The sequence below is a fragment of the Aliidiomarina minuta genome (assembly GCF_003987145.1).
Taxonomy (GTDB): Bacteria; Pseudomonadota; Gammaproteobacteria; order Enterobacterales; family Alteromonadaceae; genus Aliidiomarina; species Aliidiomarina minuta.
Map to the genome: position 1 here is coordinate 1,595,168 of NZ_PIPL01000001.1, position 19,272 is coordinate 1,614,439.

Here is a 19,272-nt window from a genome sequence, read left to right on the forward strand (position 1 = left end):
AAGGTTGGGCTTGAATGGTAGTGTTTGAAAGGCGCCCAGGGGCTGACAAACGAAATATCAAAAAAGGGATGACTATGAATTTCTTCGCTCCACTGATTGTTTTACTGCTGCTTGCGGTACTGATCTGGGTCTATAGCTGGCAACTGATAGTGGCGATTGCGGTTGCTTGCATTTCGGTGCCTTTCGCGGTGCTATTCCTGGCTGGGGCCTACGAGCTGCTCGCGGAAGGTTCGCCCCTTTTAGTAGCGGATCTGGTAATCATCGCAGGGCTGTTTGCCTTTATCGGCTTTGCGCTCTATCTGGTATTCATTGCGCCCGCTTATTATTTACTGCGCCATTTGAATGCGCCCTTTCACATTACGTTTCCGGCGCTGGTGGTCATGTTTAACCTGGGACTGTTCGTGCTTCTCGCTGAGCAAGCACCCATTCAGGGTTATGTCTTAGCGCCTCTATGCGGCCTGGCCCACGCCTGGATCATTCTGTGGTTGATGCGCCTGCTCCCTCCGGTACGTTCCAAGCGATAAAGCCGCTTAATTAACTCTTACTCCTTTAACGAAAACACAATCTTGAATGTACACGTTATTCCCAAGCGGATGCAGGCGAACAATATCTACCTCCCAAGAAAAGTCTTTTTTCCTATCAAATTCGACCTGATAATAAAAATTAAGACGCGGAGTGCTACTGAACAGGTGTATGTATGGCATGCTTTCAACCGCCCAATTGCCTTCTAGCAGCTCACTATCTGAGAAGGTGATGATAAACTCCTGGTCTCTCGTTAAGGTAAGTGTTTCCATCGACTCACAATCTTCGGCTCTATACTCCCCCTGTACATTGCGTCCGGGCTTTCCAGTAAGCTCAGCATCAAACAGGTAAAGGCCTATATTATTGCCCCGATACCAATGGTTGCCCTTCTGAACAATTACGGTATTGATGTTTTGGTACCCTAATTCATCCAGAGCCTTTACAAGCCTATCAACCGACGGTCCGAAAGTGGCCCTTGATCCACTTAAAAGTGTCGAAGAGTCGATAGAGGCAGGTGGTTGTAGCGATATTACCTGTACCTCAAAGCCTTCGCTCTCAAGCAACTCCTGTACCTGCTTAACACTTGCTTCATTGAGCATATGGTCATTCAAAAAGACTTTCTGAGAGGCGCAACCAGCGAGCATAACCAAGATAAAAAAAGGCGCAAAAGCTTTCATATTCGACATTCCCTGTTTCAGTCTCTCGGCCCAATGCTCGCCAGATTTTCAAGCGCGCCCTGTATTGAGCTACACTTCACTTGTATTAGGTTGAGCTGAGCTTTTAGTATCTTTTTCTGTTGTTTTTTCCTTGCTCACTTTTTTTAAAGGCGCGACGAACAAAACTAACAACAACAAGATAATTTCCAGCGCAAAGAAAAACGGCTTACTAAAGAAACTTGTTAGAACAGCAAGCTCAACTTGCGGCTCAGAAGCTGTGCCAAAGAATAACGCGAACCCTCCAAAAACCGCCATAACCAAGATAAAATATCCGGACAAGAATGCGGCCAACCGGTGAACTCTGGATAGCCTGCTCAACCCACTACCCTTGCAGCTAATGCTGTAACGCCTCACAAGAGCGACAACTATTAAAACTATGCTCCACTCAACCAGCTTGGATAACATCAAAGAGTCCAACTCAAACAAGCGAATTCGATTCACCCAATAACCAGTTGCTAACAGCGCGATGACAGGAGTTAAAAGCCATAAGATGGTTTTTCCAGCTCTAATTATTGTGTCGCTCAAAATCGTATTGATAGAAGTAGGCATATCGATCCTTGTTTTTTATTTGGTGGCACGCTCGTACTTTTGCGCTACCGTGTATTATCACGCAGTCTTGTTTCATACGGATGCTGAATTGAAAAAGAGTCGATGGGGTAGTGTGCTCTAATCCTTTAAAGCAATTGCGCGTGGCGCTTTTTTGTAAAGATTATGTTAGTAGGTTATAAGGTTGAATTGAGTATTGCAACCCGAGTTGCGAAAGCCTAGGCACTCAACAGCTCCATATCACGGCCGTCCTTTAGCAGATGCCGGATTGATTTCTTGGCAAGGTTCACTTCTAGCGTAGAAAATATTGTAGGATGGGTAAGCATAAATTTAAGGTCGCGCGAGCTGGCTTAGCTTTGCATTCTGGAAGTTACCGTAAAAAAGCAGCTTGTCCGGAATGCATTGCTATAATTCTCACCTGGCCGCACAATGATTTGGTACATCACTGACGATCAATCATAAAAAAAGGACAAGATTATGAACCTGCATATTTCTCTTATTCCCGTGATTTCTATCATTGCCGGTATTCTGATACTGATCAAGCCTAAGATCTTAAACTACGTTGTGGCTATCTATCTGATTGCTATCGGAGTAATCCAGATTTTTGGTCTGTAAGTTTGAGAGAGCCCGGTGTAATCGCCGGGCTATTCGTGTTTAACGCCTGCCGTACAAACACTGAATTTTAAGCCCCAACCGTCCCTGTTTTAACATCCCCTGTCCGCTCGTATTCTGCAACAATGACACCTTTTGAAGTTGACTCCGAGTGTTGAAGCTCAAATCTCGCCGGAATGTTGCCATGGCTGAAAAGGCGCTTACCTGTGCCCAGGGTCAGGGGGAATATCTTGAGCCATAGCTTGTCCACTAAGTCGTGCTTGAATAGCGTCTGCAGAAGCTGACTGCTGCCGTGCACCTGAAGATCAGGGCCGTCTTGTTGCTTCAGCCGGCGTATTTCTTCAACCACATCGTCGTTGATATAGACTGTGTTTTCCCACAAGGGGTCGGTCTGAGTCTTTGAGACAACATATTTAGTCGCCGAGTTAATGCCAGGCCATTCGCTTTCGTGCTCCGGCCAATGTGAGGCAAAGGTTTCGTAAGTCTTTCTGCCAAGCAGCAGATCAAGTGGCATAGTCATCTGCTTATCCATAATGGCACCCAGCTGCTCGTCAAAATGTGGAACAAGCCACCCACCGTACTTAAAGTCGTTGTCGGTGTCCTCCTGCGGGTGCCCTGGCGCTTGCATAACCCCGTCAATACTCATAAATGTAAGGGCGATGATTTTTCTCATGGCGATTCTCCTTCCAGCTAATTGATAGTAATAGCTGATAGTCGGTTGGAGAACCGTAGAATAGACAAAGAAAACAAGCTATTTACTGTCTTTATCTTCTGGCTCTGAGCCGACAGTGTCGGCTACGTAGGCGCCGCGCTCGCCCATGGGTTTATCTTCCCCGACCGTTGAGTCGACTTTTGTTTGATGTTCCATCTCCGCGTTTATCTCGGCTCCCAGCAGCACCACAAGGGCGCTGATATAAAACCACAGGATGAGCACGATCACACCGCCAATAGCGCCGTAGGTTTCATTGAAATTGGTGAAATTTTGCACATAGATACTGAAGCCGATAGAAGCCGCAATCCACAACACTGTCGCAATGACCGCACCTACGCTAACCCAGCGCCATTTGGCGTTTTTTCTATTGGGGGCGAAGCGGTAAACGCATTCCAGTACAAAGATGAATATCATAGCGAGAATAGGCCAACGTAAAACTCTCAGTAAAGTTTCCACAAACCCGCCCAAGGGCACCATGTTAAGGACGATAGGTAATAAAATGGCCAGCAAGGCTAAAGCAACAAAGCCGAAAACACCTACCACCGTAAATAAAAACGATACCGCCAAGAGTCCCCAGAAAGGCCGCTTTTCATCTTCATCGTACACAATATTGCAGGCTATAATCAGTGCCCGAGCGCCCTTGCGCGCCACCCAAAACCCCACAATCAGCGAAACCAGCAGCGTTAAGTTAAGAGCAGCGCCGTCGGCATCCGATAGCTCAGTAAGCTGCTCTCTTAATATATCGAATGCCTGTTCAGGCAACAGCTGCCGAAGTGGTTCTATGTGGGAAATGATGTTCTCAGGGGAGGAAACAAGCGCATAAAGAGAAACGGCGACATTCAGGGCCGGAAAGATAGACAGCATTAAAAATAGCGCCACCCCTGCGGCGATAAGCGATATATTGTGGCGCCCCACATTAGCCATGACCCGGCGACCGATGTCATACCATCCTCGCCAGGGTATTTTCGTTGGCTTGCTAGCTTTTCGCCCACGTCTATCGTCGGAAGATGTTTCTGCTGGCATAGAGCCTTCCTCAGGTTGCTGGCTTTTAAATGTTACCTGAAGACAAGCTTAGCAAATTTTTACCTGAATTCAGGCAAAGGTACTGACATACAAGGCTTCGACTTTGCTCCGGGCCCATTTGGTTCTGCGCAGGAACTTTAAAGACGACTTGATCGACGGCTCATTGGAGAAACAGTTGATGTTGATTTGTTCATATAGACGCTCCCAACCATAATGTTCGTACAGTCGGGTCAAAACATATTCTAAAGTCAGGCCATGAAGCGGGTTATTCTGTTGTGCACTCATTAAATCACTCTCAATTGTTGCGGTTGCCATACCTATAAATAGTGGCTTTCGTTGGGATGGATTCTAACAGAGAATGCTCATTAACTGACAAACAAATGCACCGCTTGCGATCGAATAACTGCCTGGGCCCTGACAGGCGCTAAAGAGTCTCCTACGATAAAAGTATACTCATTTCAGCGTAGGAGTATTTTATGTCAAAACCTGAGATGTACCGCAGAACCAAGCAGGGTGGCTTTCAGCTTGGTGCCGACAGCGAATGCTGGCATGTCGAAGCCGATTACATTGACCTGTCCCCCAACCATCGCCCCAGGGGCACGCTGCTTCGTATTGATAGCGATGAAATGCCTATTGTCGAAGACACAGCCCGTATGGCCCTTATCATTGTGGATATGCAGAATGATTTTTGCAGTAAAGGGGGCTGGGCTGATCAAGCTGGGTTTGATACAGCTAAGGGCCGCCAGGTGATACCCGGTATCGAGCGTACCATCGCCTGGGCGCGGCAGCACAGCCTGCCGGTTATTTGGGTAGTCTGGGCAAGCCGACATGATTTGCAGGCTTTGAGCGCCCCGACACTTTATCAGTACAAAAAAACCATTGAGATGACAGGCATCGGTGAGTCGTTAGGTGATTATAAGGCATTATCCTCTGGTACCTGGGGAACCCAGGTGGTGGAACCGCTTAAACGTCTGCAGGACGAGAATGACCTGGTCGTGGAAAAGAATCGTGACAATGCTTTTTATGGGACACAGCTGGATCAGATTTTACGCACGCAAGGTCTCAACACGCTTCTCTTTACGGGAGTCAATACTGACCAGTGTGTAGCGACAACCATGGAGGACGCCAGTTTTCGTGACTACAATGTGCTGCTCATTGAAGATGCTACCGGCACCTCAAATCCGGATTTCTGTAAAGAGGCCGTGCTCATCAACACATGGCAGTGCTGGGGGTTTACCACAGAGACCAAACGGCTGCAGGAATCTAAGCCGACTCAGCGCTAGGTTTAACTGGCAACCTCTGCGGTTGCCACAATAAATATGCTGAACCTAAACAAAAACCTAAAAAGAGACTTTGAAGTTGTAATGGCAGGCTTTCTGAAATTACACCCAGGGGATGCAGCGCTAACGAGTTAACTGCCACATTGCTTATCATTATTGCAATCGTCAGTAGAATCCCCCACTTACGATTCTTCCACAATAAGAAAACCGCTAAAAAGTCCAACAGACCTAGAGAAGACCAATAAATGTTCAACCAATCGGGCGCAAACCTGTACGGCAGGAATCCAAAATAGATATTGTCGAATACATGCGTCGCACCTCCGACAACTAAGCCAGCACACCAAATAGTTAAGACAATTTTATTCACGGCTCTGATATCCATATACCTCCCCCTTTTCCCAGCCGTTCTACCCACAACTGCATTGGAAGCTGACCTTAAGCAGTTACAGCGCAACAGCGCGCTTACCCTGCCACCGACGCCAGATGATAAAGCTGCCACCGGTCAGGTACATCGCTAATGAATACATGGCAGCTGGCAGTGCAATAGTGCCGTCATTAAGCACTGTCGAGGCAATGAGAATAGCTAAGGTTGAGTTTTGTACGCCAACTTCAACAGTAATAGAGGCGCGCTGACGGTCATTGAGGTTGAACCATACTGCCAACAGAAAGCCGATGGCCATCATCACAACATTCAACAGCAGTGTACTGGGCCCTGCACTCACTAACTGGCCGAGCAAACTGTCGCCTTGCTCATACAGGATAATGATAATCAGTAGGCCTAAGAAAATCGCACCAAAGGCACTTATTTTAGGCTCTAAACGCTGCGCTAGCTGTGTGCGTAAACCGCGCACCAACATGCCAAGGGAAATGGGCAGTAAGGTGATAACAAATAGCGTCAGTACCATGCGGGTGATGGGTAATTCGATGGGTACATTGGTATTCTTAAATACGGCAAGTGCCAAACCCACCACGATCGGAATCGTGATGATAGTCAGTACACTGGTAATGGCAGTCAGCGTCACCGACAGCGCAAGATCGCCGCGGGCATGATATGAAATTAAATTGGACGTGGTGCCGCCTGGACAGGCCGCCAGCAAGACCAAGCCAACGGCCAACGCGGGTGTGCCTACAAACAATGCAGCGATAAGAAAGCCCATCGCAGGCAACAACACCATTTGACCTAACAGCCCTATGGTCACCGCTTTGGGGAATTTCACCACACGGGCGAAATCCTGGCGTTGCAAGCTCAGGCCCATACCGAACATGATAATAAACAGGCTTAGCGGCAATACTAACTGGGAAAAAATACTATTGGTCATAGTGTGGGCTGGTGGTTATTAGTTATATGTGGCCTACCTTAGCCGACTTAGGCTGAAAAGGCGACCATGCGCAGGGCGAGGTTAATACGTCATTACCCCACTATGAGCTTTACTACGCGATTACCTCAAGTCCTTTTTTTTCAGCTATGGATAACATTTTCAAAGCAGCCCCTCGTGGTGAACTATCGCCTTGTTCCCACTTTTTCACCAGTTTATCGCTCACGTTAAAGTACTGTGCAAACACAGGCTGAGAAAGGTTGTATTTTAATCTTAGATTGCGGACCTGGGCAGGCGTAAACTCGTGAACCGTTGTTAAGCACATTGCGTCAAAGTTACGCATGGTAGCTTTGTCGATAACACCTGTTTTCTTAAGCCCCTTAGCGGTTCTATGGACTGATTTTAAAATGTCACTCATTGTCATCACCTACTACTATTAGTTCCCCACATTTGACAAGTTCATCTAGCTCGCCCTGGCTGAAACCGAGAAACTCTCTAGTCTTATAAATCAAAGTGTACTCCGCTAGGGTATGTTTTCAACTGTTTTGATTCCTCACATTGTGAGCCAACATGCTACGCCCCGCTACCATCAACAAATAAATACGCAATTACAGACAGCACCGGCATTGCAAAGGAACACCTAAAAGCCGCATCCCTGCGGCTATAAAATTTCCATCAAAACTGCCGTAGGACCAACCCAGGTTTGCGACTGGCTACCCGCATGCTGATGCCTGCTACCGTGAGCCAGCAGATGGCGAAGGTCAGCGTGGCGGCTGCCAGGTAGAGGGCTGCGTTCTGGCTGGCTCGTACGTTAAAGCCGGAGAGCCACCATTCTACTAAAAAGTAGGTGCCGGGGACTGCGACCAGAACGCTGATAGCCATCAGCACCATGTATTCTTTAGCCAGGGTGTTGACGATTCGCATACGCGAGGCGCCGAGTACTTTGCGCATGGCGACTTCTTTGCTGCGTTGCTCGGCACTGAAGGCGGCGAGGCCGAATAGCCCGATACAGGTCAGTAAAATCGCCAGGCCTGCGAACAACATAATGATGGTCCGCTGCCGCTGCTGATTCTGGTACATGGCAGTGAAGTCAGCACCCAGCCATGAAGTACGAATATCCATACGGTTCAGGCGTTGCTGCAGCATGCCTTCAATCTCAGCGCGGGTACGTAGCGCGGTGGCAGGCTCTAAATGGATGATCATATTGGCGTAGTTCATTGGCGAGCGCCCTGCGATGATCACTGCCGGCTCCATGCGTCGCAGTGCCGGGCCAACCTGGAAGTCATCGACTACACCAACAATATGCAGCTCGGTTGGCATGGCGTCATCCACCATCCAGCGCTGACCAATGACCTCTTCCACATTGCTGTAGCCCGCCTGGCGTGCCAGCGATGCGGTGACAATGGCAGATGCACTGGCCTGCTCTTCACCCAATGCAAACCAGTCCGCCTGACGGTTAGGATCAAAGTCGCGCCCTGCCCGTAAGTTCAAACCTGTCGCTTCAACAAAGTGATAGGCGGCACCAAAACTTGCCACCGGTGGTAAGCGATCCGCTTCCGTTTGCCCTGGAATACGCAGCGTGGCTATCTGTGAGTAGGTATTGGTGAGGTCAATGTCCATCGCGCTCGCCGCACGTACACCTGGCATCGTGGTGATGTCCGTTAACAGGCTTTGATTGTCTGACCACATCAGTTGCTCGTTATCAATGCCATGCACAATCAGACGTGCTTCGGTTTGATAACCGGTGTCCTGATTCAGCAGAATATTAAGCTGTTGCTGGAGTATTGCACTGCCAATCAGCAGCGCTACAGTAATAGCGCCTTGTGCTACCAACAGGCCTTTGCGCACCCACACTGCCGTGCTTCCGCGCTGTAAATCGCCGCTCAGCACCCGTTTGGCATTAAACGCTGAAATAAAGAGCGCCGGATAAATCCCTGCAAGCACACCAATCACCGCGCTACACAGCAACAACAGAGCACCGAAGCTTCCGAAATATTCAAGGCTAATAGGACGGTTGACCAGGCTACTGAAGGCCCCCACACCCAGTTCGACCATGACGGCAGCAAGAAATCCCGCAATAAAGGCCACCATCAGTGACTCGAGCATGAATTGGGTAAATAGCTGCCAGCGGCTCGCGCCTAAAGTTTTACGCACGCCGACTTCTTTGGCGCGACTGCCCGAGCGGGCAATGCTCATATTAATAAAGTTGATGCTCGCCACCAACAGCAACAGCCCTGCCAGCACTGAAGCAGTCAGTAGCGTAGCCCGCGAGCCGTTGGTTTTATGCTCATAGGACAACTGCGAGCGCAGGTGAATGTCGGTAAGGGCACGCAGATGAATAGTTGCCATGGTCTGACCGCTATACGCCTTGTCGTTAAGTGCCTGCGACACGCTCGCCAGCAGTTGCTCATGATCCACATCATCCGGAATATGCACATACACAAAGGCATTGTTCATCATCAACGGCTGGCTAAGATCCGCTTCGGCGGCCAGACGCAATGAATCGGCATGAAAATGGCTTTGCTCCGGCAGCTCGATAACCGCCGCCACTGTGAATACCTGGTTCTCACCGGTCAGCGTCTCGCCCACACTGTCGCTGCGCCCAAACAAACGCTGCGACTGCTCGCGGGTGAGCGCAATAAAACCTGGGTCACTGACTACCCGCGCAAAGTCACCGGCGATGGTGTCGAAGGTAAAATAGTCAGTGAAGTTTGCTTCGATGCTCATCGTCTCAAGCTGCAGCGGTAACTGGGCATTGGGCGGACGCACATTGTCTGAGCCGGCAAACATGCGGGTGCCTTCAATACGTGCATCAAAGGTCTGAAACTCACCCAGGATCGCCGGGCTACTGATAGGAAATCGCTGATCCAGCGGCACAAATAACTGTTCCACCCGATAAGTCTGTTCCGCCTGCGGGTGCATCTGGTCATAACCACGTTCAAACTGCACGTAGAGCAATATCAGCACGGCGGCGGCCAAACCTACCGAGAGGCCAATTAGATTCAGCGCCAGGTGGACCTTTTGGCGCAGTAACGCGCGCAGGCCGGTTTTCAGATAACTGGCAAACATAGCGGCTTGTTCACGCATGGCTCACCTCGCCGGCAGCTTCGCTGCTCTGCTCGCTGACGTTCTCAGAAACAATACGGCCATCAAGCATGCGCACAATGCGACTGGCATAACGTGCTTCGTGCTCAGCGTGGGTGACCATGACAATGGTGGTGCCCTCTTTATTGAGCTGACGCAGTAGCTGCATCACATCGTCACTGTTTTTTGAATCCAGGTTACCTGTGGGCTCATCGGCCAGGATCACCGCCGGGTTAATCACCAGTGCTCGCGCCACTGCAACCCGCTGCTGCTGACCACCGGAGAGCTGAATAGGGCGGTGCTCAGCACGGTGATCGATATGCATGCGCTTGAGGATTTCTTCAGCACGCTCACGCCGCTGTTGCTTAGGCATGCCTATGTATTGCAGGGGCAGCTCAACGTTCTCACGCACGCTTAACTCGTCAATCAGGTTGAAGCTTTGAAACACAAAGCCCAGCTCGGATTTACGCAAATCTGCCAGTTTACGCTCGTTGTAGCCGGCAATGTCATGGCCTTTGAACTGATAGGCACCGGAGCTGGGCGAATCGAGCATGCCTAAAATGCTCAGCAGGGTCGACTTTCCACACCCTGAAGGCCCCATGATGGCGACAAAGTCACCGGCCTGGATATTCAGGTTAATGGCATTCAAAGCAGTGGTTTCCAGCTGCTCGGTTTTAAATACACGAGACAGGTTATCCAGGCTTATGAGTGACTTATTTACTATGTGAGTCATCGGGGATTTTCCTTATTGTTGTATCTGAATACTATCGGCTTGTTGAAAATCGCGATAGCTTGATGTGATGATTCTGGTGCCCGCAGACACGCCTTCTAACACTTCGACCCACTGTGGAGTCTGCCGCCCTAAGCGCACTGGGGTGCGCACGGCACGGCGTGAATCCTCGTCAAACACATAGACAAAGTGGCCACCGCTTTCCTGCAGGAAGGGGCCGCGTGGGATTGCCAGACTCTTCTTTTCGCCATCTTCCAGGTGCAGGGTCAGGTTGAACGACTGTCCACGGGTCATGCGTATGTCGTCGGTAAGATAAAACTCAATCTGGAACTGGCTGCTGGTAACCCGGCTGTCGATACGATCCACTTTTAAATCCAGTGTTTGACCAGCAATAGTTGCGCTGGCCGACATGCCCAGTTGCACCCGGTTGAGATAAAACTCATCAATGCTGGCCACCAGCTTGTAGCGCTCGGGTAAGTCAATCTGACCCAGGCGACTACCAGCGCCGCGGGACTCGCCGGTCTCGACGTTAAACTCGCTCAAATACCCACTGATAGGCGCACGCACCAGTAAGTTACTTACATTCTGGCGGGCGAATTCGAGGTTACGGGTCAGCATATCGACGCTGTCTTCAAGCTGACTCAGTTGCAGTTCACGAATGGCTTCTTCGGTGGTTTGACGCTGACGCGCCAGTTCCAGCAGGCTTTGCTGGTAGCTCAGACTTTGACGCAGGCTGGTCAGCTCCTCTTCGGAGAGCATAGAACGGGCATGCAATTTTTCGCTTTGCTCGATATGGCGTTTCAACGTCTGGATCTGGTATTTTAAATCCAGGATGTCGCGCTGCAGGTTGAGGTGATTGGTTTCTATGGTCATCTGGGTGTTGCGCAAAAAATTCATCTGCTCGGTGACCTGGGCTTCGCGGCTAATAAGATCCAGCTGCAAACTGGTATTGCTCAGTTGCACCAGTGGGTCGCCTTTCTCCACGTAGCTGCCCTGCTCAACCAGACGTTCCTCCACACGACCACCGTCGGTGAGATCAAGAAAGACCGTCTGCTGCGGAACGGCGCTGGCACGCAGGCTGATACTTTCACGCAGTACCCGCGGCTCAACAGTGGCAACGCTGATGTCCTGTAGGGTAAGCGTGCTTTGTAAGCGGCTCTGTGAAGGGTTCAGCTGCCACACAGCAACGACACTTATGGCAATCAACACGGCTGCCATACCAAGCTTTTTAACGGGGAATCGTTTTTTCTCTAACTGTCGGTCCATGGTGTGTCTCTCGGTTATCTCAGGTTTACCTTATGCAATGAGTTATCCGAGTTTCGTGCCAATTATGTATTTCTTTTAAATCAATAGGTTATCTAACACGCTCATTCTTAAGTGTCCGCTGATAACACACCCAGGTGTCCATTCATGGACACTCGCAAAGCTTTCTTTGACCCGCTGCCAAATTTCCGCTTAGATAACCCTTTATAAATTGCCTCATAACGAAGGGCCTGCATGCCTCGTGTTCTAGTAGTTGATGATAATCAGGATATTCTTACCGCGTGTCGGCTGTGTCTGAAGCCCCACGTTGCTGATGTGTTGACCCTTGCCAACCCAACGGAGTTAATGGGCGTGCTTAAGGTCAATAAGGTTGATTTGGTACTGCTGGATATGAATTTTACCCGCGATGCCAGTAGCGGTGAGGAAGGTATTTTTTACTTAAAGCAAATCATTGCCGCGTATCCGCAGCTCCCCGTTGTCATGATGACCGCCTACGCCGATGTGAACCTGGCCGTGCGCGCCATGCACCTGGGTGCCAGAGACTTCATCGCCAAACCCTGGGACAACCAGCAACTGATTGACGCCGTGGCTTATGTCAGTGACAACAAGCACACCGCAAACAAAGCAAACCCGGCAATAAAAAGCCCTGAAGCGCCCACTCTGATTGGCCAGAGCGAACCCATGCAGGCGGTGCAGCGTTTGATGGAGAAAGTCGCCAGCAGCGACGCCAATGTCTTGATTCTGGGAGAGAGCGGTACGGGTAAAGAGGTGGTTGCAAAATCCATCCATCGGATGTCGCAACGCAGCCAACAGGCCTTTGTTGCCGTCGACATGGGCACTCTGCCCGACAACCTCTTTGAGAGCGAACTTTTTGGCTATCGCAAAGGGGCTTTCACCGGCGCCATGCGTGACAGCGACGGGCGCATTGTGCATGCGCATCAGGGCACTTTATTTCTTGACGAGCTGGGGAATTTACCGCTGGTTCAGCAAGGCAAGTTGCTCACCGTTTTGCAAAACCGAGAGGTCACTGCGGTGGGGGCTCTGGAAGCCAAAGCTGTGGATATCCGTCTTATCTGCGCCACCAATGAAAACCTGCAGCAACAGGTGCTGGATGGCAAATTCCGACAGGATCTTTTTTATCGCATCAATACCGTAGAAATCCACCTGCCCCCGCTTCGCGAGCGCGGCGAGGACATTGACTTACTGCTCGATTATTATTGTCAGCAGTATGCCGCGCACTACGGACGGGGTGAGCTCAGCATCACAGCCTCTGATCGCAAATGGCTGCGTACCTACAATTGGCCCGGCAATGTGCGTGAACTGGCGCATAGCGTAGAGCGTGCAGTCGTGCTTGCCGACAGCGACACCCTCGACTTCTCGCAGCTCGCCCGTGGCTCTTCAGCTGCAATGCAGGAGGCGGCAATGCCTGGGACAACAACACAAGGGACAGCAATACAAGATGCTTCCATGCACAATAACGGCGCAGGCGAGGATGAGTTTTTGCTGGAGTACGTGGAGCGCAAAACCATTCAGCAGGCATTGCAGTTTTATCGGGGCAACGTCAGCCATGCCGCCAAAGCGCTGGGGCTCACCCGCGGCGCTATGTACCGGCGCATGGAGAAATACGGCTTATGAAAAACTCAGCATTCGCTGTGTGGCTGGGCGTATTTACCCTGGCGATCGTCATCCTGGTGGTCAGTGTCATCAATGCACACAAAATGCCAGGTCCTGCCGTTATGCTGCTACTGGCACTTATTGTACTGACAGCATTGCATATGGTGTGGCGGCAATTCCAACTGCAGCAAAACCAGATCAGTGCAGCACTCAAATCACTGATTAACCAGGACTCCGATGTGAAACTCGCGAATGCCCCGGACATGCAAGCGCTATTAGAGGAAGTGCAACAGGCTATCAGCCAGAACCGCACGGCCGCGGAAGTGCAGGCGAACTATTTAAAAGCTTTGGTCGCGCAACTGGATATAGGGGTTGTTGAGTTTGATCATGAAGGGCATATCGTCAATTCCAACCCGGCGGCCGAGCGCCTGGTGAGCCTTGATTTTATTCACGCCTGGCGGGCTTTCACATCCGGGCGCAGTCATCACGCCGGGCTCAGCTACCGCGATAACCTGAACCGCCTGCATGAGTTATTACATAACGGCAAAAGCAACGCCCGGGGCGAACTTATATGGCACTACCCCAACCGCAAAGAAACTTTTTTGTATTCCAAGATACAGGGTTTTATCGGCGGACAACCACGCACCCTGCTCACCCTGCAAAGCATCGAAAAACAAATGGTGGCCCAGGAAGTGAAAGCCTATCAGCAACTGGTCAAAGTACTGACCCACGAAGTGGCCAACTCCATCACCCCCATGGTCTCGCTCACTCAAAGCGCACAGGGTTTTGCTGACCGGCTAGAGCCCGCCAGCCCTGAAAATGCAGAGCAATTACAAGATCTGCAGGAAGCGCTTACTACCGTGGCACGTCGCGGCCAGCATCTGACCGAGTTTATGAATTCATTTAAAGCACTCAGCCAAACCGTCAACGCGCGGCTCACAACAACAAAACTTGCAGAGTCCGTAAACGAAGTGCTGCGACTGATGGCAGATAAAACAGAAGGCGTAAAACTAAGTATAGATATCCCCGAAACACTGGACGTCACCATAGACCCGGCCCTATTCGAACAGGTACTGATTAACCTGCTCACCAACGCCGTTGAAGCCACTTCAGAACAAAGCAAAGGACACATAACAATTACGGCGACACAAAGCGGAGAACACAGCTACCTGGACATCACCGACAACGGCCCCGGCATCCACGACCACACCGCCGCCAGCATCTTCGTGCCCTTCTTCACCACCAAGACACAAGGCAGCGGCATAGGCCTGCCTCTCGCCCGCTCTCTCATGCTCTCACAAGGCGGAGACTTAGTACTGTGCAGTCAGGGAGGGAGTCAATCGGAAGAAATTGGAGCGCGGTTTCGGGTGGTGTTTGGGTGAGGTATTCTAAATGTTGGAAAGATGCTTCTCCTTCCAACATTTACTGATTGGTATGAGATATGTTATCTAAGCCAGAGGAGCAAAAATCGATCCCTGTTCCGGCGTGAACAATCTCTGATACAATTTACATGCCTCTGTATCTGTCATTGATGATATGTAATCAGCAATCACACGATCAACACTTAATTCATCTGTTATTTTTTCCTGCACGATTGGAGGCAGCAAAGAGTAAGGTTTTGACTTTAAGGCTGAAAATAAATCAATTATAATTTTCTGGCCCTTAAACTCAAGCGTCTGAACATAGGGCTGAGATATCACTTCCTTGAAAACAAATGCTTTAAATGTATCAAGAATCTCGGAACGCTCTGAATCCATCGTACATTGAAAATGCAGCAACGGGTCCTCGAATTCCTCGATTTTATCTATCCGGGTACCAAGAATAAGAACATGGATTATTGAACTAATTGCCGCTTTAGTATCCTCCAGCCTGCCTGATTTAAGTTTTTTAGACAGATAGTCTCTATCTGGTTTATTCCAATTTCTACTAACAAATAAAGACAGCGCTTCAAGTTCCTTACAGAGTTTTTGGCATACATCTTCTCTATGTAATAACCCCATGACCAACGCGTCTTCAAGGTCATGAATTCCATAGGCAATATCATCCGCACACTCCATGATACTAGTATCAAAAGATTTATATTTTGTTTTTAATTTACCCTTGACCTCAATAGGAGTAGTGAATAAATCCTTATCTTTACTACTAAATGGATCCAGTACCCAATCCAGAGTGTCTTTCTCTGTATCATGGATACACTTAGGAGGAGACCAGTTACTAATATCATCAATCAAGTGAGCCTCTGAACTTGGATACTGACGTTCGAGTTGGCTATGAATTGCAGGATATTTAATAACTCCCAATAGAGTTCTTCTAGTTAGATTATATCCATAGCTATTTGAATATTCACCTAACTTACTAAGTATCCTGAAAGTCTGTCCATTTCCTTCAAACCCTCCATCCTTATGCAAAAAGTAATTTAATGTTCGCTCCCCATTGTGACCAAATGCAGGATGGCCTAGATCATGAGCTAAACATACTGTTTCAATTAGAGAGGTTGAGGGAATCCATTGCAAACAATCATCGACTCTCCTACTAGCAAGAAACTTTAGGCGATGGGTAATGGAGTTGCCAATTTGAGCTACTTCCATAGAATGAGTCAGTCTTGTTCTAAAAAAGTCGCTTTCATTTACTCCATGAACTTGCGTCTTAGATTGGAGCCTACGAAACGCAAGAGAGTTAATAACTCTGCTCTGATCTATTCTATAAAAATAATCATGATCTGTATCCGAGTTTATTTTACGTGAATCTTGCCGCTCTACCCACTGCTCCATAATGACGTACCCTTTTATATTGTTTTTAAGTATAAAATAAGACATTAGATCAAGTGAAAAATGCTATTCATTATTTCTTGACCCTAATTGATTGCATAGCTTGGACTAAGCTTGAATATCGACAATTTTTAGTGAATCCTAAATTGAGATTCTAAGCTCTATGCCATGTTAATTCCTGAATTTAATTACACTGTGCACAATAACGGATTTAATACATACAAGTTAATAATTTCGATTCGGTTCACGTCTCTGTTTATCTATTTCAATTCAAATTTTCGCTTTATAGATTTGCACAAGGGGACGTTCGAATACTCTCTCGTTGAATCCCGCACCTTAGTAGCTGTTCAACGAGGAAACCTTCTTCCTCCTCTTTGTAATAGCATACTAACCACCTAGCGTTTGATGCAAACTCAGCTACCTTACTGAAATAAGGCAAATCAATATCATTTAACGAGTGGCCAAGCACAACAATTTCACTAATGTTTGCTAGAGACTCAAATCGCTCTTGATTTTTCTCTAGCAGCTCATTACCTGGCTTTTTAAGCGCGTAAAATGGATATTTTGCTGCTCCTTCAGCATCAGAAAACATCGTTCGGTTACTTTCGCCCCACTCATCTAGTTCAGGTTCCTCTTCCATGGTTTCGCCGTGTCCAAAAATCAGTTCTTCGGATATTTCCGCTCTCCCGTGGATATGAAATATCCTTTCATCACTTATTCCATAGATAGTTTGAAGAGTAGACGTATAATTAAAAGTAATGAAAATAGAGTCCTTAGGGAAAACCACTTCCGGGCTTGCAACTGAGACATCAATTTCTGAAATCCAATTTAGAAAAGCCTCTCTAACCCCCTCCACAAGATGATCAGATTGCTCAGTAAGATCATCTTCCAAGCCATACACTAAACTCGGCTTAAAACTATCTGATGCTATGTCTATATGGTTATGTGCTTGATAAAACTGGGACCACTCAAAGCGACCGAGGGAGTTTTCAAAATTACACCACGGCCCTTTATTAACAATATCAAACGAGAAGAACCATTCAAGCTCATCAAGCATGTCTTTAGCAAAGACATAGAATCGATCGTAACCAGTTGGAAGTTTATGCCATAGGTCAAATCCGTTTCCTATAATGTAAAGCTTCGTCATCCTATTCAGCTACCTTTAAACATAAAGCTTTATAATCGATGCGAACCCGTAACTATCCAGCGATTACAGGGAGCTAATTTGATGAATTTCCTATCCTGATTTTTTAAGACCGCAATTCGCGAGCCATCTCCGAGAACGGTCCAATAGATTTGCCAAGAATAGCCATCCCAGCGTCGTGGGCCGAAGGGAACTTGAAGCGACTGACTGCCGAACCGTTCAGAGAATATGCGTACCCATTTATATTGACGATCAAAAAGGTTAAATCTACGCATTCGAGAATTACTCTGTCAGCCCGAAATGGCCAATCGCCAGTGAAATTCTTGCGCTCCACGATACGAATAGGATTACCGCTATTCAAGATTTGCTCTTCGGTACGCTTAATCCAATTGTCTTTTTTGCTTTGGAGAATTTTTACAGAACGCCTATAATCATTTTGGCCGAGTCTTTTATCTTTAAGATTTCGAAAATTTGAAAACGTTACCGATGCTTGACTGATGAATTTATTGGGGTCAGGGTGACGACCTAAGGTAAATTGTGAAGCGATCGCACGTACAAATCTTTCCAATCGCCCTACGAGCAAAGAATGAACACGAGGGTAGTATTCATGATGAAGCCGTTCCATATCAAAGAAATAGAGGTCACTTGATTCGATCCGTGATTCTAGCGCCTCCCACTCGGTCTTTGGATCAACAGGATTGTGCGGACTTCCGGCCACAACATCTAGATTGTAGTATCGCCCAAACCTTCCGAAGAGCGAAAGTACTCTGATAGCGTCATTCAGATGTTGATCTGAGGTGAGAGCATTGAACTCTCTTTCAACGAATGGTCGATTGCGGCCACTATAGTAATTTTGCCAAATCTCAGCGGTTAAGTCTTCCAGGTTATGCCCTAGACTTTTCATGAACTTCATGTCTGGAAATGATCCTGTGCGTCCCTGATAAACCACAGAAATATAGCACTTTAATAGCCGCTCCAGGCCGCTCGCCATTAGCTGATGCGGCAAGTGATAGAAATCGTTACTGGTATTAATTTCCTGAAGAGCCCCAAATCCATCCGTTATTAATTGATTTGCGTTTTTCAGCTCATCAAGGAGATGGAGAAAGCGAGTTTGTTCGTCAGTCATATTATAGCCATTTGACTAGTTCGCGTGGTTTACGAGTAAAAAAAAGAAAGCTTGAAAATGATACAATTCAAATGAAAACCTCAAAAATAGCCTTTTCAACACCGTCATCTAAAACCCTATGTTTCATTTAATATCTGAAATTATTGTAGTGCTGTGAAGTAAGCGTTCTAGTTAAAGTAATCATTAATTTATCTTTATCAACATATAGATCCACGCAACTACCAATGTAATTAAAATCGCATACGTAGAAAATTGGATCCAATAAATAAAATCGTAATAAATGGACTGATACCAACGTACGCTATAGTAATTCGTCATGTGACGTTTCGTGAAAAGATAATCGACCCTTGAGTGATTCTCATAGGCTTGTAGAATATTGTTGTATTCATGAACAAGCGCTTCAAATTCTTCTCCACTACAAACCGTCTCTATTCTTCCATGAATTTTCCTAGCCAGCGCATTGAGAACCATTCCACACTTATGTATTCGGTCTGCGCGCACGGCAAAGTTACTCATATTAAGCATTATTGAGATAACGAGAATAACAATCGCCAGAAGAACTTGAATAAAACTTATATAGTTATCAGAAAATCGAACATCCAGGCCGAAAGTCTGTACTAGAGGAATAACGATCAGACCGATAGAGAAAAAAGCTATAGTCCAAAGCGACGCAGCGTGATGTTTCTTTAATCGATCATGTGCAAAAAACCGACTAGAGGCCGTTTTCTGAACTCGATCGTACAGTTCTTCTAAATGATTATCCTTTTGCATGCTTATCCTTAGGAGATTGACTCCACAAGTAAAATCAGGTCTGAG

20 protein-coding genes are annotated in these 19,272 nt (G+C 47.8%); 5 read left to right on the top strand and 15 right to left on the bottom strand.

What is annotated here, in order from left to right:
* Window positions 1-74: 74 nt before the first annotated feature.
* Window positions 75-524: a hypothetical protein gene (locus CWE09_RS07670; protein ID WP_126803386.1), complete on the top strand. Its 450-nt coding sequence runs from the start codon at window positions 75-77 to the stop codon at window positions 522-524.
* A gap of 6 nt (window positions 525-530) precedes the next feature.
* Here CWE09_RS07670 and CWE09_RS07675 read toward each other — a convergent pair whose 3' ends face one another.
* Both CWE09_RS07675 and CWE09_RS07680 read right to left on the bottom strand, forming a co-directional pair.
* Window positions 531-1,199, bottom strand: coding sequence for a hypothetical protein (locus CWE09_RS07675; RefSeq protein WP_126803387.1), 669 nt, complete (start codon window positions 1,197-1,199; stop codon window positions 531-533).
* A 69-nt stretch (window positions 1,200-1,268) separates the two neighbouring features.
* Window positions 1,269-1,787 carry a hypothetical protein gene (locus CWE09_RS07680; RefSeq protein ID WP_126803388.1) on the bottom strand — a complete coding sequence of 173 codons (519 nt, stop codon included), beginning with the start codon at window positions 1,785-1,787 and terminating at the stop codon, window positions 1,269-1,271.
* Window positions 1,788-2,261: 474 nt separating this feature from the next.
* Here CWE09_RS07680 and CWE09_RS07685 point away from each other — a divergent pair, with 474 nt between their 5' ends.
* Window positions 2,262-2,399, top strand: coding sequence for a DUF3096 domain-containing protein (locus CWE09_RS07685; RefSeq protein WP_126803389.1), 138 nt, complete (start codon window positions 2,262-2,264; stop codon window positions 2,397-2,399).
* Window positions 2,400-2,466: 67 nt separating this feature from the next.
* Here the strand turns inward: CWE09_RS07685 and CWE09_RS07690 are convergent, their stop codons facing one another.
* The 3 genes from CWE09_RS07690 to CWE09_RS07700 all read right to left on the bottom strand — a co-directional run bounded on the left by CWE09_RS07690 (window position 2,467) and on the right by CWE09_RS07700 (window position 4,416).
* The gene (locus tag CWE09_RS07690; protein WP_126803390.1) at window positions 2,467-3,069 is read right to left on the bottom strand and encodes a dihydrofolate reductase family protein; all 603 of its coding nucleotides are present in this window, start codon (window positions 3,067-3,069) and stop codon (window positions 2,467-2,469) included.
* Between the two features lie 78 nt (window positions 3,070-3,147).
* Window positions 3,148-4,131: a YihY/virulence factor BrkB family protein gene (locus CWE09_RS07695; RefSeq protein ID WP_126803391.1), complete on the bottom strand. Its 984-nt coding sequence runs from the start codon at window positions 4,129-4,131 to the stop codon at window positions 3,148-3,150.
* 69 nt (window positions 4,132-4,200) lie between these two features.
* Window positions 4,201-4,416 carry a VF530 family protein gene (locus CWE09_RS07700; RefSeq protein ID WP_126803942.1) on the bottom strand — a complete coding sequence of 72 codons (216 nt, stop codon included), beginning with the start codon at window positions 4,414-4,416 and terminating at the stop codon, window positions 4,201-4,203.
* 191 nt (window positions 4,417-4,607) lie between these two features.
* Between CWE09_RS07700 and CWE09_RS07705 the strand changes: the two genes are divergently transcribed.
* The gene (locus CWE09_RS07705; RefSeq protein WP_126803392.1) at window positions 4,608-5,414 is read left to right on the top strand and encodes a cysteine hydrolase family protein; all 807 of its coding nucleotides are present in this window, start codon (window positions 4,608-4,610) and stop codon (window positions 5,412-5,414) included.
* Here the strand turns inward: CWE09_RS07705 and CWE09_RS07710 are convergent.
* From CWE09_RS07710 to CWE09_RS07735, 6 genes are all read right to left on the bottom strand, one after another.
* Window positions 5,395-5,793 carry a hypothetical protein gene (locus CWE09_RS07710; protein WP_198679668.1) on the bottom strand — a complete coding sequence of 133 codons (399 nt, stop codon included), beginning with the start codon at window positions 5,791-5,793 and terminating at the stop codon, window positions 5,395-5,397. The genes CWE09_RS07705 and CWE09_RS07710 overlap by 20 nt on opposite strands.
* Window positions 5,794-5,854: 61 nt before the next feature.
* The gene (locus CWE09_RS07715; RefSeq protein WP_126803393.1) at window positions 5,855-6,730 is read right to left on the bottom strand and encodes a bile acid:sodium symporter family protein; all 876 of its coding nucleotides are present in this window, start codon (window positions 6,728-6,730) and stop codon (window positions 5,855-5,857) included.
* 112 nt (window positions 6,731-6,842) lie between these two features.
* Complete coding sequence (locus tag CWE09_RS07720) at window positions 6,843-7,145, bottom strand: helix-turn-helix domain-containing protein (RefSeq protein ID WP_126803394.1); 303 nt, start codon at window positions 7,143-7,145, stop codon at window positions 6,843-6,845.
* A gap of 257 nt (window positions 7,146-7,402) precedes the next feature.
* Window positions 7,403-9,814: an ABC transporter permease gene (locus CWE09_RS07725; RefSeq protein ID WP_126803395.1), complete on the bottom strand. Its 2,412-nt coding sequence runs from the start codon at window positions 9,812-9,814 to the stop codon at window positions 7,403-7,405.
* Window positions 9,807-10,544 carry an ABC transporter ATP-binding protein gene (locus CWE09_RS07730; protein ID WP_126803396.1) on the bottom strand — a complete coding sequence of 246 codons (738 nt, stop codon included), beginning with the start codon at window positions 10,542-10,544 and terminating at the stop codon, window positions 9,807-9,809. The genes CWE09_RS07725 and CWE09_RS07730 overlap by 8 nt, the downstream gene beginning before the upstream one ends.
* 12 nt (window positions 10,545-10,556) lie before the next feature.
* Complete coding sequence (locus CWE09_RS07735) at window positions 10,557-11,807, bottom strand: efflux RND transporter periplasmic adaptor subunit (protein ID WP_126803397.1); 1,251 nt, start codon at window positions 11,805-11,807, stop codon at window positions 10,557-10,559.
* A 231-nt stretch (window positions 11,808-12,038) separates the two neighbouring features.
* On the opposite strand from CWE09_RS07735, the gene CWE09_RS07740 reads away from it, so the two are divergent.
* Window positions 12,039-13,439, top strand: a complete 1,401-nt coding sequence (locus CWE09_RS07740) for a sigma-54-dependent transcriptional regulator (protein ID WP_126803398.1) — start codon at window positions 12,039-12,041, stop codon at window positions 13,437-13,439.
* On the top strand, window positions 13,436-14,800 hold the full coding sequence (locus tag CWE09_RS07745; protein ID WP_126803399.1) for a sensor histidine kinase: 1,365 nt from the start codon (window positions 13,436-13,438) through the stop codon (window positions 14,798-14,800). Before CWE09_RS07740 ends, CWE09_RS07745 begins: the two co-directional genes overlap by 4 nt.
* Before the next feature lie 66 nt (window positions 14,801-14,866).
* Here CWE09_RS07745 and CWE09_RS07750 read toward each other — a convergent pair whose 3' ends face one another.
* The 4 genes from CWE09_RS07750 to CWE09_RS07765 form a co-directional block, all read right to left on the bottom strand.
* A complete protein-coding gene (locus CWE09_RS07750; protein ID WP_126803400.1) occupies window positions 14,867-16,189 on the bottom strand; it encodes an anti-phage deoxyguanosine triphosphatase in 1,323 nt (440 codons plus the stop codon).
* 280 nt (window positions 16,190-16,469) lie between these two features.
* Entirely contained in the window at window positions 16,470-17,333 is an 864-nt protein-coding gene (locus tag CWE09_RS07755) for a bacteriophage abortive infection AbiH family protein (RefSeq protein WP_126803401.1), read from the bottom strand.
* Between the two features lie 103 nt (window positions 17,334-17,436).
* The gene (locus CWE09_RS07760) at window positions 17,437-18,456 is read right to left on the bottom strand and encodes a hypothetical protein (RefSeq protein WP_126803402.1); all 1,020 of its coding nucleotides are present in this window, start codon (window positions 18,454-18,456) and stop codon (window positions 17,437-17,439) included.
* Between the two features lie 183 nt (window positions 18,457-18,639).
* Window positions 18,640-19,227, bottom strand: coding sequence for an SLATT domain-containing protein (locus tag CWE09_RS07765; protein ID WP_126803403.1), 588 nt, complete (start codon window positions 19,225-19,227; stop codon window positions 18,640-18,642).
* Between the last annotated feature and the right edge of the window lie 45 nt (window positions 19,228-19,272).

Coding starts and splice junctions, on each gene's coding strand:
- CWE09_RS07670 (WP_126803386.1), top strand. CDS start 75: ATGAATTTCTTCGCTCCACTGATTGTTTTACTGCTGCTTGCGGTACTG.
- CWE09_RS07675 (WP_126803387.1), bottom strand. CDS start 1,199: ATGAAAGCTTTTGCGCCTTTTTTTATCTTGGTTATGCTCGCTGGTTGC.
- CWE09_RS07680 (WP_126803388.1), bottom strand. CDS start 1,787: ATGCCTACTTCTATCAATACGATTTTGAGCGACACAATAATTAGAGCT.
- CWE09_RS07685 (WP_126803389.1), top strand. CDS start 2,262: ATGAACCTGCATATTTCTCTTATTCCCGTGATTTCTATCATTGCCGGT.
- CWE09_RS07690 (WP_126803390.1), bottom strand. CDS start 3,069: ATGAGAAAAATCATCGCCCTTACATTTATGAGTATTGACGGGGTTATG.
- CWE09_RS07695 (WP_126803391.1), bottom strand. CDS start 4,131: ATGCCAGCAGAAACATCTTCCGACGATAGACGTGGGCGAAAAGCTAGC.
- CWE09_RS07700 (WP_126803942.1), bottom strand. CDS start 4,416: ATGAGTGCACAACAGAATAACCCGCTTCATGGCCTGACTTTAGAATAT.
- CWE09_RS07705 (WP_126803392.1), top strand. CDS start 4,608: ATGTCAAAACCTGAGATGTACCGCAGAACCAAGCAGGGTGGCTTTCAG.
- CWE09_RS07710 (WP_198679668.1), bottom strand. CDS start 5,793: ATGGATATCAGAGCCGTGAATAAAATTGTCTTAACTATTTGGTGTGCT.
- CWE09_RS07715 (WP_126803393.1), bottom strand. CDS start 6,730: ATGACCAATAGTATTTTTTCCCAGTTAGTATTGCCGCTAAGCCTGTTT.
- CWE09_RS07720 (WP_126803394.1), bottom strand. CDS start 7,145: ATGAGTGACATTTTAAAATCAGTCCATAGAACCGCTAAGGGGCTTAAG.
- CWE09_RS07725 (WP_126803395.1), bottom strand. CDS start 9,814: ATGCGTGAACAAGCCGCTATGTTTGCCAGTTATCTGAAAACCGGCCTG.
- CWE09_RS07730 (WP_126803396.1), bottom strand. CDS start 10,544: ATGACTCACATAGTAAATAAGTCACTCATAAGCCTGGATAACCTGTCT.
- CWE09_RS07735 (WP_126803397.1), bottom strand. CDS start 11,807: ATGGACCGACAGTTAGAGAAAAAACGATTCCCCGTTAAAAAGCTTGGT.
- CWE09_RS07740 (WP_126803398.1), top strand. CDS start 12,039: ATGCCTCGTGTTCTAGTAGTTGATGATAATCAGGATATTCTTACCGCG.
- CWE09_RS07745 (WP_126803399.1), top strand. CDS start 13,436: ATGAAAAACTCAGCATTCGCTGTGTGGCTGGGCGTATTTACCCTGGCG.
- CWE09_RS07750 (WP_126803400.1), bottom strand. CDS start 16,189: ATGGAGCAGTGGGTAGAGCGGCAAGATTCACGTAAAATAAACTCGGAT.
- CWE09_RS07755 (WP_126803401.1), bottom strand. CDS start 17,333: ATGACGAAGCTTTACATTATAGGAAACGGATTTGACCTATGGCATAAA.
- CWE09_RS07760 (WP_126803402.1), bottom strand. CDS start 18,456: ATGACTGACGAACAAACTCGCTTTCTCCATCTCCTTGATGAGCTGAAA.
- CWE09_RS07765 (WP_126803403.1), bottom strand. CDS start 19,227: ATGCAAAAGGATAATCATTTAGAAGAACTGTACGATCGAGTTCAGAAA.